The organism is Catenulispora sp. GP43, from assembly GCF_041260665.1.
In the GTDB taxonomy this organism is placed as follows: Bacteria; Actinomycetota; Actinomycetes; order Streptomycetales; family Catenulisporaceae; genus Catenulispora.
The window spans coordinates 99,869-113,249 of record NZ_JBGCCT010000040.1; the positions used below are offsets into that span (position 1 = coordinate 99,869).

11 protein-coding genes and 1 pseudogene are annotated in these 13,381 nt (G+C 73.1%); 8 read left to right on the top strand and 4 right to left on the bottom strand.

Annotation, left to right across the window (positions count from 1 at the left end):
• Nucleotides 1-140: 140 nt before the first annotated feature.
• Complete coding sequence (locus ABH926_RS47470) at nt 141-647, top strand: hypothetical protein (RefSeq protein ID WP_370373945.1); 507 nt, start codon at nt 141-143, stop codon at nt 645-647.
• A 39-nt stretch (nt 648-686) separates the two neighbouring features.
• On the opposite strand, the gene ABH926_RS47475 is transcribed toward ABH926_RS47470, so the two are convergent.
• Entirely contained in the window at nt 687-1,649 is a 963-nt protein-coding gene (locus ABH926_RS47475) for a MerR family transcriptional regulator (protein WP_370373947.1), read from the bottom strand.
• A 103-nt stretch (nt 1,650-1,752) separates the two neighbouring features.
• Between ABH926_RS47475 and ABH926_RS47480 the strand changes: the two genes are divergently transcribed.
• From ABH926_RS47480 to ABH926_RS47500, 5 genes are all read left to right on the top strand, one after another.
• A complete protein-coding gene (locus ABH926_RS47480) occupies nt 1,753-2,205 on the top strand; it encodes an Lrp/AsnC family transcriptional regulator (protein WP_370373948.1) in 453 nt (150 codons plus the stop codon).
• A gap of 92 nt (nt 2,206-2,297) precedes the next feature.
• Nucleotides 2,298-3,956, top strand: coding sequence for an amidohydrolase (locus ABH926_RS47485; RefSeq protein ID WP_370373949.1), 1,659 nt, complete (start codon nt 2,298-2,300; stop codon nt 3,954-3,956).
• Nucleotides 3,957-4,006: 50 nt separating this feature from the next.
• Nucleotides 4,007-4,564, top strand: coding sequence for a GNAT family N-acetyltransferase (locus ABH926_RS47490; RefSeq protein ID WP_370373951.1), 558 nt, complete (start codon nt 4,007-4,009; stop codon nt 4,562-4,564).
• Between the two features lie 640 nt (nt 4,565-5,204).
• On the top strand, nt 5,205-6,920 hold the full coding sequence (gene lnt, locus ABH926_RS47495) for an apolipoprotein N-acyltransferase (RefSeq protein ID WP_370373953.1): 1,716 nt from the start codon (nt 5,205-5,207) through the stop codon (nt 6,918-6,920).
• Nucleotides 6,917-7,657, top strand: coding sequence for a polyprenol monophosphomannose synthase (locus ABH926_RS47500; protein ID WP_370373955.1), 741 nt, complete (start codon nt 6,917-6,919; stop codon nt 7,655-7,657). The genes lnt and ABH926_RS47500 overlap by 4 nt, the downstream gene beginning before the upstream one ends.
• Nucleotides 7,658-7,999: 342 nt before the next feature.
• On the opposite strand, the pseudogene ABH926_RS47505 reads toward ABH926_RS47500, so the two are convergent.
• From ABH926_RS47505 to ABH926_RS47515, 3 genes and pseudogenes are all read right to left on the bottom strand, one after another.
• A pseudogene (locus ABH926_RS47505) lies at nt 8,000-8,377 on the bottom strand (RNA polymerase-binding protein RbpA); the annotation flags it as partial.
• A 224-nt stretch (nt 8,378-8,601) separates the two neighbouring features.
• The gene (locus ABH926_RS47510; RefSeq protein ID WP_370373957.1) at nt 8,602-10,140 is read right to left on the bottom strand and encodes an MFS transporter; all 1,539 of its coding nucleotides are present in this window, start codon (nt 10,138-10,140) and stop codon (nt 8,602-8,604) included.
• Entirely contained in the window at nt 10,140-10,934 is a 795-nt protein-coding gene (locus ABH926_RS47515) for a glycerophosphodiester phosphodiesterase family protein (protein WP_370373958.1), read from the bottom strand. The genes ABH926_RS47510 and ABH926_RS47515 overlap by 1 nt, the downstream gene beginning before the upstream one ends.
• 140 nt (nt 10,935-11,074) lie before the next feature.
• Between ABH926_RS47515 and ABH926_RS47520 the strand changes: the two genes are divergently transcribed.
• Together ABH926_RS47520 and ABH926_RS47525 are read left to right on the top strand one after the other, a co-directional pair.
• A complete protein-coding gene (locus tag ABH926_RS47520) occupies nt 11,075-13,066 on the top strand; it encodes a hypothetical protein (RefSeq protein WP_370373960.1) in 1,992 nt (663 codons plus the stop codon).
• 100 nt (nt 13,067-13,166) lie between these two features.
• A complete protein-coding gene (locus tag ABH926_RS47525) occupies nt 13,167-13,337 on the top strand; it encodes a hypothetical protein (RefSeq protein ID WP_370373962.1) in 171 nt (56 codons plus the stop codon).
• Nucleotides 13,338-13,381: the final 44 nt, after the last annotated feature.

Here is a 13,381-nt window from a genome sequence, read left to right on the forward strand (position 1 = left end):
CACGCGTCTGACAGGTCCCGAGCACACGCGAGTGACTCCCGGGACGCAGGGGAACGGACGGTGCGGCGCACGGGGGTGGACCGTGGCGAGATCGACCCCTTCGGCTGGCATTCTGAGGACACTGACATACTGTGTTCAGTATGAGCGCGCCCCTGCTGTTCCTGGACGTGGACGGCGTCGTCCTGCCCTTCGGCGCGGAACCCGACGACCTCCCCACCGACCTCGGCCCCCGCCTGACCGCACTCCCGGCGGAACTGGTCTGGGCCACCGCCTGGGAACACGGCGCGAACGACGAGATCGCCCCCCGCATAGGCCTGCCCCGCCTCCCGGTGGTGGAGTGGCAGCTGCCGACCCGCGCCGAGGAGACCCTCGACGACTACTTCGGCCTGCACTGGAAGACCCGCCAGGTCGTCGCATGGGCCGGCGGCCGCGACTTCGCCTGGGCCGACGACGAGGTCACGGCCGCCGACCGCGAGTGGGTCGCGCAGAACCACCCGGGGCGCGCGCTGGTGCACCATGTGGGGGCGCTGCTCGGGCTGACCGGGATGGACTTCGAGGTGCTGGGACGGTGGCTGCGGGCGGTGGTGGGGGGAGAGGTGGACGGCGGAGTCGGCGGGCCGGATGGTCAGCGCCCGGCTACTTCCTGACAGGCGCCGGCGCACCCGCCGATCGCCGGGACCCTGCGGTTACTCCGCAGAGGCGTCCTCCAACCGCCCCATCCGCACCCGCAGCGCCCGCTGGAACCACTCGAACACCGGCCCCAGGCTCTCCGGCTCCGGCCACCGGTTCACGGCCGCGAGCAGCCGCCAGTACCGCTCCACCCGCGGGTCCGCCGCCACCTCCAGCCGCCGCCACAGCCAGGCGCGCAGCTCCGGGTCGTCCGGCTTGCCGAAGGTGGTGGCGTACTGCGCGGCCAGGTCGGCGATGATCGGGTCGGCGGCCGGCGATTCCGGATCGATGCCGTCGGCGATCGCGCCGGTGATGCGTTCGCGGACCAGGGTGGTCAGCTCGTTGTGCAGGCCGGTGGTGTCGCCGTCGGCGCGTTCGGCGGCCTGGTATTCGGCCATGCGCCGGACGCTGGTGCGGAAGTCCGGGTCCTGGGTCAGCTCCGCCAGCTCGATCCAGGCCTCGACCTGCTCGGCGGTGGCGTCCTCGGGGAGGTCCGGGGTGGCGGCCCGGACCAGCTCCACCAGCTCCGGGTTGGCGTCGAGGCCGCCGAAGGTGCTCTCGACGAAGTCCTCGATCATGCGCCGGCGTTCGGCGTCGGACATTCTGGCGATCCTGTGTATCAAGTCCATCTCCTGATGTGTGGCATCCCGGGTGGCCACCGCGCCGAGTACCGCGCGCCGCAGTCGCAGTGTGCGGATCTGTACGTCCAGCGCCTGCGCGTGCGATGCCGCGACCTCGCTCAGCGTCGCCTCGCGGGCCAGGACGCGCCGCACCGTCGGCAGGTCCACGCCGAGTTCGCGCAGCGTCCGGACCAGGTCCAGGCGTGCGACGGCTTCGATGTCGTAGACGCGGTAGCCGGCCGGGGTGCGGCCGGTTTCCGGGACGACGCCCGCGTCGGCGTAGAACCTGATCGTCTTCACCGGCAGGCCGGTGCGCCGTGCGAGATCGCCGATGGTGTAGCGGGTGCCGTCCTCGTTCATGGCCTCACCTTCGGGGCTCCAGTAGATGGAGACTCAAGCCGGTTCCGGAACGGCAGGGTATGCCGTGTAGGCGGCCGGGCACCGCAGCACTTACCGTGGGCGCGTGGACGATATCGACAGGCACATCGTGGCGGCCCTGGTCGCCGACGGCCGGATGAGCTACACCGACCTCGGCAAGCTCATCGGGTTGTCGACCTCGGCGGTGCACCAGCGGGTGCAGAAGCTGGAGGAGCGCGGGGTGCTGCGGGGGTTCCGGGCCGTGGTGGACCCCGAGGCGCTGGGGCTGAGCCTGACGGCGTTCATCTCGGTGAAGCCGATCGACCCCGCGGCGCCGGACGACGTGCCGGACCGCCTCAAGGGCCTGGAAGAGGTCGAGGACTGCTACAGCGTCGCCGGGGACGAGAACTACATCCTGAAGGTGCGCGTCGGGACGCCGGGACAGCTGGAGTCCCTGCTGGGCCGCATCCGTACCGCCGCTGAGGTGTCCACCCGGACCACCGTCGTGCTGTCGACACCGTTCGAGGCCCGGATGCGCGGGAACAACGGGTCGCCCTGAGGATGCCCTGACCCTGAGGATGCCTGCCCTGACCCTGAGGATGCCCTGAGGCAGGCGTGGGGCGCCCCCGGGCGTACGAGACACTGGTCATCATGACGAACACCGCCGAGCTCGATCCCGAACGCCCCCTCCCGCAGCGCGTCCTGCTGCGCGGCGGCACCATCCACTCCCCGGAAGAGCCGTTCGCGACGGCGATGCTGGTCGAGGACGGCGCGGTGGCCTGGCTCGGCTCGGACAGCGCGGCGGACGTGGCGCACGCCGATTCCGTCGACGAGATCGTCGAGCTGCGCGGCGCGCTGGTCACCCCGGCCTTCGTCGACGCGCACGTGCACCTGACCTCCACCGGCCTGACCCTGGCCGGCCTGGACCTGCACGACGCGCCCTCGCTGGCCGCCGCGCTGGACCGCGTCGCCGCCTTCGCCGCGACCGTCCCGGCTGGCGAGATGGTGATCGGCCAGGGCTGGGACGAGTCGCGCTGGCCCGAGCGGCGCGCGCCGTCCCCGGCCGAGTTGGACCGCGCGGTCGGCGGCCGCCCGGCCTACCTGTCGCGCGCCGACGTGCACAGCGCCCTGGCCTCCTCGGCGCTGATCGCCGCGGTCCCGGAGGTACGCGGGGCGGTCGGCTTCGACGAGTCCGGCCAGCTCCGGCAGCAGGCACACCACCTGGTGCGCACAGCGGCTTTCAGCATGCTGAGTCCGGCCGTGCGCGGCGAGGTGCAGGCCGCGGCGCTGCGCCGGGCCGCGGAGCTGGGCATCGGCGCGCTGCACGAGTGCGGCGGTCCGGACATCGGCGGCGAGGCGGACTTCCTGCAGGTGCTGGCTTCCGGGCTGGCGGTGCCCGGGCCCGAGGTGTTCGGGTACTGGGGCGAGTTCGGTGGTGTGGAGAAGGCCGCCTTCCTGGGCGCGGTCGGGGCCGGCGGGGACCTGTTCCTGGACGGCGCGATCGGCTCGCACACGGCGCGCCTGGCCCATGCCTACGCCGACAAGGACACGCACGGCGCCGCCTATGCCGGCGCCGAGCAGGTCGCGGAGCACGTGGTGGAGTGCACGCAGGCCGGGATGCAGGCCGGCTTCCACGTGATCGGCGACGCGGCGATGGCGACGCTGCTGGACGGCTTCGACGCCGCGGCCGCCAAGGTCGGGCGCGACGCGCTCTACCGGATCGGGCACCGGGTCGAGCACGCGGAGATGATCCCGGCCGGCGGCATCGGCCGGCTGCTGGACTTCGGCATCGTGGCCAGCGTCCAGCCGGCCTTCGACGCGGCGTGGGGCGGCCCGGACGGCATGTATGTGGAGCGGCTCGGCGCCGACCGCGCCGCCGCGATGAACCCCTTCGCGGCGCTGCAGAAGGCCGGGGTCCCGCTGGCGTTCGGCTCGGACGCCCCGGTGACGCCCCTGGACCCCTGGGGCACGGTGCGCGCCGCGGCGTTCCACCAGACCCCCGAGCACCGGATCTCGGTCCGCGCGGCGTTCGCGGCCCACACCCGCGGCGGCTGGCGCGCGCTGGGCGCCCGGGCGACGTCGACCGGCGTGCTGCGGGTCGGGGAGCCGGCGACGTACGCGGTGTGGGACGTGGCGCCGGAGGACGTGGTCGTGCAGGCGGCCGACGAGCGCCTGTCGGCGTGGTCGACGGACCCGCGCTCGGGCGTGCCGGGCCTGCCGGACCTGACGCCGGGCCGTCCGCTGCCGGTCGCGGCGCGCACCGTGGTGCGGGGGCGGACGGTGTTCGACTCCGGGCGGCTCGCGGACTGACTGATCACCTGGCTGATCGACGGCCCGGCGCGGGCCCTAGCCTTGCCCCCATGCCCGAGATACCCGCACGCGTCGAACTCCGCCCGCTCACAGCGGCCGATCAGGACGAGTTCTGCTCGCTCGTCCGGGCCAGCGCCGACCTGCACGCACCGTGGATGCAGCTGCCCGCGACCGCGCAGGACTTCCAGAAGTGGATGCGCCGCTTCGAGGACGGGACCGTCGGGACCAACCTGGGTTTCCTGGTCCGCGTCCGGCAGACCGGGGCGGCCGCCGGCATGATCAACATCAACTCGATCATCCGGGGCCGCTACCAGGGCGCGTCGCTGGGCTATGCGGCCTTCGCTCCGTCCGCAGGGCAGGGCTATATGACAGAGGGCCTCGTACTGGCCCTGCACTACGCCTTCACCACCCTGCGGCTCCACCGGCTGGAGGCCGACATCCAGCCGGGCAACAAGGCGTCCCTGGCCATGGCTCAACGTCTGGGCTTCAAGTACGAAGGCCTTTCGGAGGACTATCTGTTCATCGACGGGGCGTGGCGCGACCACGAGCGGTGGTCGATCACGGCCCCGAAGCCCTGGACGCCCGACCCGTCGCTGCCCGAGGTCTGAGGCGTGCCGGCGGTCTGACGTCCCGTCGTTTCAGCACGGTTCGGTCACGAAAATCCGCCACGCCCTTCCGAGTGATCGTCGTCGGTGCCTCCCGCTTTCGCCGACGATGCCGTGACCTGCACTTTAAGTGCGTTCGCGCAGGCCACGACTGGTCGGATCACTGGTTGACAGGAGTCCCTGCAGTCCGCGTAGCGTGGGTGACCACGTCCACCGGCCGCACGCGTCGCACGGTGGTCCTGTCTGGCCGCGGTGCGATCCGGCGCCGGGGCGTCGGAACGGGGGCACGGCGGCGGTTGCGGCGAACGATGGTGGGTCTTCACCGGGAACCCGGCGGATCCAGTAGACAACGGCGTGCGGGACTCGCAACCAACGGGTCCGCAGCCGGTCCGAAGGGTGCCGCCGGGTTTTCGCGTGGACTGCGGGCGCCCGGAACCGGGCACCCCGCACCGGCGGCGCGCCGCCGGCGGCTTCGAGCTGGTGAACCCGCCCTCATGCTCACCGCCGAAGGTGTCCTGGGGCTTTCCGGCAGGTGAAGACTGTTTCCCGGCGCCGCCAATCTTGAGATCCTGGATTCACACCCTGCTCGTATAGGGTGCGCTCAACGTGTGTCCGCAGATCTTTTCTAGGGTGGGTCCCGCTGGTGGCGAACGTGGATGAGGCCGGTACCCGCCGGCGGCGGCGGTTCCGGTTCCGCCGGCCGAGCGCGCAGTCGGTGCGCCTGGCCGCTCTGGCGCTGTTCGCCGGGGCCGCGCTGAACCTGGCGTTCGCGCCGATCGGCTGGTGGCCGGTGGCGCCGCTGGCGGTGGCCGCGTTCTCGGCGCTGGTGTCGGGCAGGACTGGACGGCGCGGGATGCTCATCGGGTTCTGGTTCGGGACCGGCTTCTGCTGGGTCATGTTCCAGTGGCTGCGGGTCTTCGGGCCCGGGGCGCAGGAAGCGGTCGGCATCGTGGAGTCGCTCTACTTCATCCCGTTCGGGTGGGGCATGGCGCGGGTGTCGATGATGCGCTTCGCGCCGCTGTGGCAGGCGTGCCTGTGGGTCACCGAGGAGTACGGCCGCTCGCGCTGGCCCTTCGGCGGCTTCTCCTGGGGCCGGCTGGCGTTCTCCCAGCCGGACTCGCCGTTCACGCCGCTGGCCGCCGTCGGCGGGGCGCCGCTGGTGACCTTCGCGGTCGCGCTGTCCGGCGCGCTGCTGTGGCGCGCCGTGGTGGTGCTGCGGCGCGATCAGCGGGCCGGGATCAAATGGGTCGCCGCTCTGGTCGCCGGGGCGTTGGTGATCCCCGCCCTGGGCTTCGCCGTGCCGTTGCAGTCCCCGGACTCCGGTACGCCGGTGCGCATCGCGCTGATCCAGGGCAACGTGCCGCGCGTCGGGTTCGGGCGCGAGGAGCAGGAGGCCGCGGTCCTGGACAACCACGTCAAGGAGACCGAGGTCCTGGCCGCCGACATCCGCTCGGGCAAGGCGGTCAAGCCGGACCTGGTGGTCTGGCCGGAGAACGGCTCGGACATGGACCCCTACTCCGACCCGGGCGTGGCGGCGCAGATCCAGCAGGCCGTCGACGACGTCGGCGTCCCGGTGCTCATCGGCGCGGTGATCAACGCCAACGCGGCGGGGACCAACGTGCTGAACCGGCTGATCGTGTGGACCCCGGGCCCGACCGGCGGCATGGGCGCCACCTACGACAAGACCCACCTGGTGCCCTTCGGGGAGTACCTGCCCTTCCGCGGCATCCTGACCAAGATGATCAAGCGGTTCAACATGATCCCGCGCGACTTCGTGCCCGGCCACGGCAAGGGCGTGCTGACGCTAGGCGGGGTCACCGTCGCCGCGGTCATCTGCTTCGAGGTCGCCTACGACGACGTGGTCCGCAACGCGGTCAAGGGCGGCGGCCAGGTCCTGCTGGTCCCCAGCAACAACGCCTCCTACATGGGCACCGGCCAGACCTACCAGCAGCTGGCGATCGCCCGCTTCCGCGCCGTCGAGCACGGCCGCTGGACCATGGAGGCCGCCACCTCCGGGGTGTCGGCGGTCATCGACCCGCACGGCAGGATCCTGGCGCAGACCGGCGAGTACCAGGCGCGCTACCTGGACATGCAGGTCCACCGCAACACCGCGATCACCCTGGCCGACCGGGTCGGGGCCTGGCCGGAGTACGTCTTCGCGCTGCTCGGGCTGCTCGCCGCGATCGGTCTGGGCGGCGCGGCCACGACATGGCGGCGTACTCGGGCCCTGATCCCGGCTTTCAGAAGTCCAGCCGATACCCTGCCCGGTGCCCCGGACGGCGAGGCGGCCCCCGACGGGTCCGACACCGACGCCGGCCTCCAACCCGTCCAGACCCCTGCGAAAGGCCGAGCACGTTGACGAACCTGCGCGTCCTGGTGATCATCCCGACGTACAACGAGGCGGAGAACCTGCCCAAGATCGTCGCCCGGGTGCACACGGCTAATCCCGACGTGCACATCCTGGTCGCCGACGACAACTCCCCGGACGGCACCGGCAAGCTCGCCGACGAGCTCGCCGACGACGACGAGCGGATCAAGGTCCTGCACCGGGCCGGCAAGGAGGGCCTGGGCAAGGCCTACCTGGCCGGGTTCGCCTGGGGAATCGAGCACGAGTACGACGTCATCTGCGAGATGGACGCCGACGGCTCGCACCGCCCCGAGGACTTCCCGGCGCTGCTGAAGGCTTTGGTGGAGCAGAAGGCGGACCTGGTGCTGGGCTCGCGCTACGTCCCCGGCGGCAAGACCGTCGGCTGGCCCAAGCACCGCGAGATCCTGTCCAAGGGCGGCAACACCTGGGTCCGCCTGGTCACCGGCATGAAGCTGGCCGACGCCACCGGCGGCTACCGCCTGTTCCGCCGCGAGACGCTGGAGCGCATAGAGCTCTCCACCGTCGCCAGCGCCGGCTACACCTTCCAGGTGGACCTGGCCTGGCGCACGGTGCGGGCCGGCATGAAGGTGGTCGAGGTGCCGATCACCTTCGTCGAACGCGAACTCGGGGCGTCGAAGATGAGCTCGAACATCGTCGTCGAGGCCTTGTGGCGGACCACGGTGTGGGGGATGCAGTACCGGGTGAACCGGTTGCTGGGGCGGCGCTGAGGGCGGCCCTGAGGCAGCTCTGAGGCTGCCCTGAGGGGGCGCCTCTTAGGGCAGCCCTGGAGGCGAAAAAGGCCCGAGCCGCACTGTCGGGGGGATGCAGTGCGGCTCGGGGATTGTGGGCGCGTCACCGATGACGGGGTGACTGCGCTGTTCCTACTGTAGTCGTATCGATGGGTTCTGTGCGCGGATCAATGCCGCCTGACGCAGGACTCAGTCGGACGTGTGCGCCGCGGCCTTGCGCGCGCCGGCGCGCGCCGCCGCCGGCTTCGGCTTCCCGGCCGGTGCGGTCGGGCCCTTCACCGAAGATGCCTTGGCCGCCGCCGCCGACTTCTTGGCCCGCCCGGCCATGGTGCGGGCCGGGGTGGGGCGGATGGCGTCGCTGGTGGTGATGCCGCCGTCGCGCAGGACGGCGAGCCGCTCGGCCAGGACTTCCTCGAGGTCGGCCACGGTGCGCCGCTCCAGCAGCATGTCCCAGTGGGTGCGGGCCGGCTTGCCGGCCTTCTCCTCCGGCGGGGTGCCGTCGACCAGCAGGGCGGTGGCCCCGCAGACCTTGCATTCCCAGGTCGCCGGAACGTCGGCCTCCACGGAGAACGGCATCACGAAGCGGTGCTCGTTCGGGCACACGTACTCGATGTCCTGGCGGGGGGCGAAGTCGATCCCCGCGTCGCTTTCATAGCTGGTCGCGCCGAGGCGCGTCCCGCGCAGTGCCCGCTCGCTCATTGGTGTTCCCTCCAGATCGTCTCACCCGCTCACAACGCGTCGCGGCGTACGTTTTGTTCCGGGCCGTGGGCCGGTCGGCGTGGGCGGGTGTGCCGGTCCGAGCCTCCCACGGATGGGTTCCACCGGGCAAAAACGGGCAAACGTCTTTAGTCAGCTCATAGGAGTAGTGCGACGTGGTGTTTGTCACACTGCGTGATGGTGACCTGGGGGAGGGGTCTGGCGGGCTACAGCCGTTCGGGGACCGGGTTGCCCGCGGTGCGGATGGCGGTCCGCAGGTCGGTACGGGCCAGCAGGACCAGCCCCAGAACGAAGAACGCCACCAGCGAGATGATCGCCAGCCGGTAGGAGCCGGTGAACTGGATCGCCAGCGCCACGGTCAGCGAGCCGATCCAGGCCACGCCGTTCTGGCTGACCTCGTACAGCCCGAAGTACTCGCTCTCCTGCCCGGCCGGGATGATCTGGGCGAACAGCGAGCGTGACAGCGCCTGCGTCCCGCCGAGCACCAGGCCGATCGCGCAGCCCAGGACGTAGAACTGCCAGGCGGCGTGCTTGGTCATCGCGAAGGCCGAGGCCAGCAGCAGGATCCAGGCCAGCAGCGAGCCGCTGATGGTGCGCCGGGTCCCGTGCCGGGCGGCCAGGCGCCCCATCCACAGCGCGCCGCCGAAGGCCACGAACTGGACCACCAGGATGGCGCTGGCCATGACGGACTGGCCGAGGTCCAGCTCCTTGGTGCCGTAGGTGGAGGCGAAGGAGATGACGGTCTGCACGCCCTCGTTGTAGGCCATGTAGGCGAGCAGGAAGAGCAAGGCGTTCCGATTGCGGGACAGCGCCGCCAGGGTGCGGCCGAGCTGGCGGTAGCCGGTCCCGGACTCGGGGCGCTGCGCCTTCGGGAGCCGCGAGGTGCCGGCGGTCAGGCGGCGGATGCCGGCCGTGCCGAACACCAGCCACCACAGGCCGGCCGAGGCCAGCGCGACGCGTGCGGCGTGCCCCTGGGACAGGCCCAGGGCGCTGTGCGCGGTGTAGACGACCAGGTTCACGGTGAGCAGCACGGCGCCGCCGAGGTAGCCCACAGCCCAGCCCTTGGAGCTGATGGCGTCGCGCTCGTCGGGGGCGGCCAGGGTCGGCAGGTAGCCGTTGGCCAGCACGTTGGCGGTGGAGTAGCCGAGCGAGGCGGCCAGGAACAGCGCGCCGCCCCACAGGTAGGCGCCGCCGCTGACGGTGTAGAAGAGCAGGGTCGCCACGACGCCGACGCCCATCGCGGCGGTCAGCAGGCTGCGGGTGCGCCCGCTGCGGTCCGCGGCGGCGCCGACCAGCGGCAGGATCGCGGCCTGCAGGAGCGCGGCGGCGGTGACGGCGAAGGGGTAGAAGGACTCGGCGCGCACGCTCAGGCCGGCCAGGTGCAGGTAGTGGTCCGGGCCGCCGGCGGCGGTGCGCGCGATGTCGGTGAGGTAGGGGCCGAGGAAGACCGCGGTGACGGTGGTGGGGAAGGCGTGGGCGCCCCAGGCGTAGCGGTACCAGCCTTTGCGGCGGGAGAGCTGGGCCGGGTCGGGGGTGGTGGCGGCGGGCGCGGGTGCTGGGTCGGCGAGCGTGGCGGCGGTGGGCGGCTGCGGCTGCGGCGCGGCACCGAGGCTGGCTGTCCCGGCACCGGCCGTCCCCGCACCGAGCAGGCCCGCGGAGTCGAGCGCCCCCGGGTCGTAGCCGGTTCTGGGTCTGGCCCCGGCGCCGTCGGCGGTGAACGCGTCGGCGGTGTCGTCGATCGGCATCAGGACCAGGTCCCTCGTTTCGTCAGCACGGTTTTCAGCGTGTCCAGCCGGTCGGTCATGATGCCGTCCGCGCCCAGGTCGAGCAACCGTTCCATGTCAGCGGCCTCGTTGATCGTCCACACGTGCACCGGCAGCCCGGCGGCGTGGGCGGCGGCCAGCAGCCGGTCGTCGACCACGATGATGCGGCCCAGCGCCGGCGGCAGCTGCAGGCAGGCGGCGGCCAGCGGCGGCAGCGCGGCCGCCTGGGGCACCTCGCCGGGCTTGAGCCGGCGCGAGGCCCGCCAGAACCGGAACGCCTCGCGCGGCCCGGCGCTGGTGCACAGGTCGGGCCCGAAGGCGGCGCGCATCGCGGCCAGCCGGGTGTCGGAGAAGGAGCTGATGCAGACCCGGTCCACCGCGTCCATGTGGCGCAGCAGGACCGTCAGCGGCTCGATCGCGTTCGGCTCCTTGACGTCGATGTTGAACCGCGCGTCGGGGAAGGCCTCCAGCAGGTCGGCCATCGTCGGGATCGGCTCGTCGCCGATCCGCGCCTGGGCCACCTCGGCGGCGGTCAGCTCCCGGATGCGGCCCTTGGTGTCCGTGACGCGCTGCAGCCGCCGGTCGTGGAAGGCCAGCAGCACGCCGTCGGAGGTGGCGTGCACGTCCGTCTCCAGGTACCGGTAGCCGGTGTCGACGGCGATCTTGAACGCGGACAGGGTGTTCTCGCCGGCCGGACCGTCCGCGCCGCCCCGGTGGGCGAACGCGATGGGTCCGGGGTGCTCGAGGAACGCGTGGCGGGCGGTGCGGGCGGACATGGGCGCAAGTATCCCAAGCCGCGGGTCACAACTTCATCAAAGTGGGCGTGGCGGCATGCGGGGCCGGGCCGCAGTCCATACTCTGATGCGATCGCAGCCCGGGGGGAGCGAGGTTCGTGGTTTGCTGAGGGCGCGATGGCGTGAGCGAGCGTGGGGAGTGCGGGTTGAAGTCGGCGGGCCGGGCGGCGGACGATGCTGGGTCGGCCGAGGGCGATGACGCCGGCCTCGAAGCCGCCCCCGCGCAGCAGGCCGGCGAGGCCGGCGAGGGCGGACGGTTACGCCGGGCTTCGGACGTCCTGGGCGAGGTGCTGTTCGGCGGCGGGGCCGGACGTGCCAAACAGGGCGAGAGCCGACGGACCGAGCCCGGGCAGGATTCCGGGCAGGACCGCGGACAAGATCCCGGGCAGGACCTCGGGCAGGACCTCGGACGCGGCCTCGGACAAAGCCCCAGGACCGCCCGCTCCACCCACTCCGCCCGCTCCACCCACTCCGCCCGCTCCACCCACGCCCCAGAACCCGTCGAGCCCGCACCGAGCGTGGCCGCCGCCCCGGCCGCGTCCCGCATGACCACCCCCACCTGGTCCGACCCGGCCCCCGGCGACGAAGCCACCCGCTACCTGTGCGCCGCCACCCACCTCGACGCCGCCTTCACGCGGCGCGCCCTGAAGGAGTTCGTCTTCGACGAAGGCCGCGCCCCGGCCCCGACCACCGGCGTCGACGAAGTCCTGGTGCTGCGCCACGCGCTGGCCGCGCGCACCCGCCGTCTGCACCGCGACACGGCGCTGGTCGCCCTCATTGGCGTCGCGCTGCTGGTGTCGGTGTGGACCGTGGCGGCCTGGCTGGTGTGGGGCGCCGGGCTGCGGCTGCTGCTGGCCGGTGCCGGCCGCGGCGCGTCGGGCGGCCAGGCCGGCGGTGCCGAGGACTGGGCCGGCTCCGGGCCCGCGGAGGCCCTGCGGCCGCCGCAGACCGGCCCGGCGCCCGCGCCGCACGGCCGGGTCGCGACGCCCTCCTTCGCGCCGCTGGCCCGCTTCGTGGCCCTGGTGTGGGGCGTCGCCGGCGCGGGTGCGATCGCCTCCGCCGCGGGCCTGGCGCGGCCCTTCGGACTGCGGGTCCCGGCACGCTTCCACGACGCCGGCCCCGGCGCGCCGTGGGTGGCGTGGCTGTTCGTCCCGCTGGCCGGGGCCCTGACCGCGTGGCTGATCGTGCTGGCCGAACGGCTGGCGGCCCGCCACGTGCTGGTCGACAAGCTGCGCCGGGACCGCTTCGGCACGCACCGCTGGATCACCACCGAGACCGTCTGGGCCCGCCGCGCACTGGCCGAACTCGCGGCGCGCGCCGCCAGCGAGCGCCACGTCCTGGCCGACCCCGCGCGCCCCTTCGCCGGCTCCGGCCGCCAGGTCCTGCGCCGGCGCTGGCTGCTGGAGACCGGCCCCATCCGCTACGACGTCGAGGACCTGATCGAGCGCGTGACCGACACGCTGGCCGCCGGCGTGCCGGGCCTGGGCCCGGACGGGCTGCTGGACAAGGTGGCCTGGGACGACTTCGTGGTGGCCACCGGCCCGGTCCTGGCCGTCGGCCAGACCACCGACGCCTCCCTGCGTCTGCTGCCCTCGCCCCGCAACGCCGCCGCGCCCCGCGTCTTCCGCCGCTTCCGCATCGCGGCGGACCCGGCCGAGACCGTGGTGACGGTCTACCTGTCCGGCTCGGCCGCCCCGGGCCTGGCCCTGATCGAGATCCACGGCCTGGTCCTGGAGCCGGTGGCGGCGGCCTACCGGGGCGTGGACCGGCTGCCGGGCCTGGGCGTCGCGGCGGCCCTGGTCGAGGGCTGGCACGCCGCCGCGGCGGCCCCGCGCCTGCTGTTCGCCGCCCCGCACGCCGCCGCCGGCGCGGCCGCCGACCCCTGGCGCTGGCGGCACCGCCGCGCGGTCCTGGACCGCGCCGCGGCCCGGGGCCTGCCGGCGGCCGACGGCGCCCGGACCTCGCTGCGCGAACTCGGCGTCGCGGGCGGGCGGTCCGGGGGCCGCGGGCCGCTGGTGGACCGCGAGGGGGCCCCGTTCGCCCGGGAGGACGCGAACCTGGCGCTGGCCGTGGTCGAGCGGCGGGTGCGGGAAGCGCTGCGGCCGCTGCTGTAGGCGGGTCCTGTGGGTGGGTCGCACGGTGGCGGGTCGCACGCTGGTGGGTCGCACGCTGGTGGGTCGCACAGTGATGCGGGCCTCAGCTAGCCTGCCGGGCATGGAGTTCCTCACCAGGCTTCGCAGGGCGCTGCGCGCGGCCAAGGCGCCGCTGTACACGGACCTGGGCACGACGGTCGCCGAGGCCGCCTCGAACGTCTCGATCGCGACCGGGATCAGCGGCGGAGCGCCGCTGCCGAAGGAGAAGAAGGCGGACCAGCTTCAGGGCTGAGGGCCGCCGCCGGAACCTGGGTTGCAAGCGACAGGCGTTTTTTG

Bases quoted from the DNA above. Each gene is read 5' to 3' on its own strand.
- ABH926_RS47510 (WP_370373957.1), bottom strand. From the start codon at position 10,140: ATGCCGATCGACGACACCGCCGACGCGTTCACCGCCGACGGCGCCGGG.
- ABH926_RS47475 (WP_370373947.1), bottom strand. From the start codon at position 1,649: ATGAACGAGGACGGCACCCGCTACACCATCGGCGATCTCGCACGGCGC.
- ABH926_RS47490 (WP_370373951.1), top strand. From the start codon at position 4,007: ATGCCCGAGATACCCGCACGCGTCGAACTCCGCCCGCTCACAGCGGCC.
- ABH926_RS47470 (WP_370373945.1), top strand. From the start codon at position 141: ATGAGCGCGCCCCTGCTGTTCCTGGACGTGGACGGCGTCGTCCTGCCC.
- ABH926_RS47525 (WP_370373962.1), top strand. From the start codon at position 13,167: ATGGAGTTCCTCACCAGGCTTCGCAGGGCGCTGCGCGCGGCCAAGGCG.
- ABH926_RS47485 (WP_370373949.1), top strand. From the start codon at position 2,298: ATGACGAACACCGCCGAGCTCGATCCCGAACGCCCCCTCCCGCAGCGC.
- ABH926_RS47515 (WP_370373958.1), bottom strand. From the start codon at position 10,934: ATGTCCGCCCGCACCGCCCGCCACGCGTTCCTCGAGCACCCCGGACCC.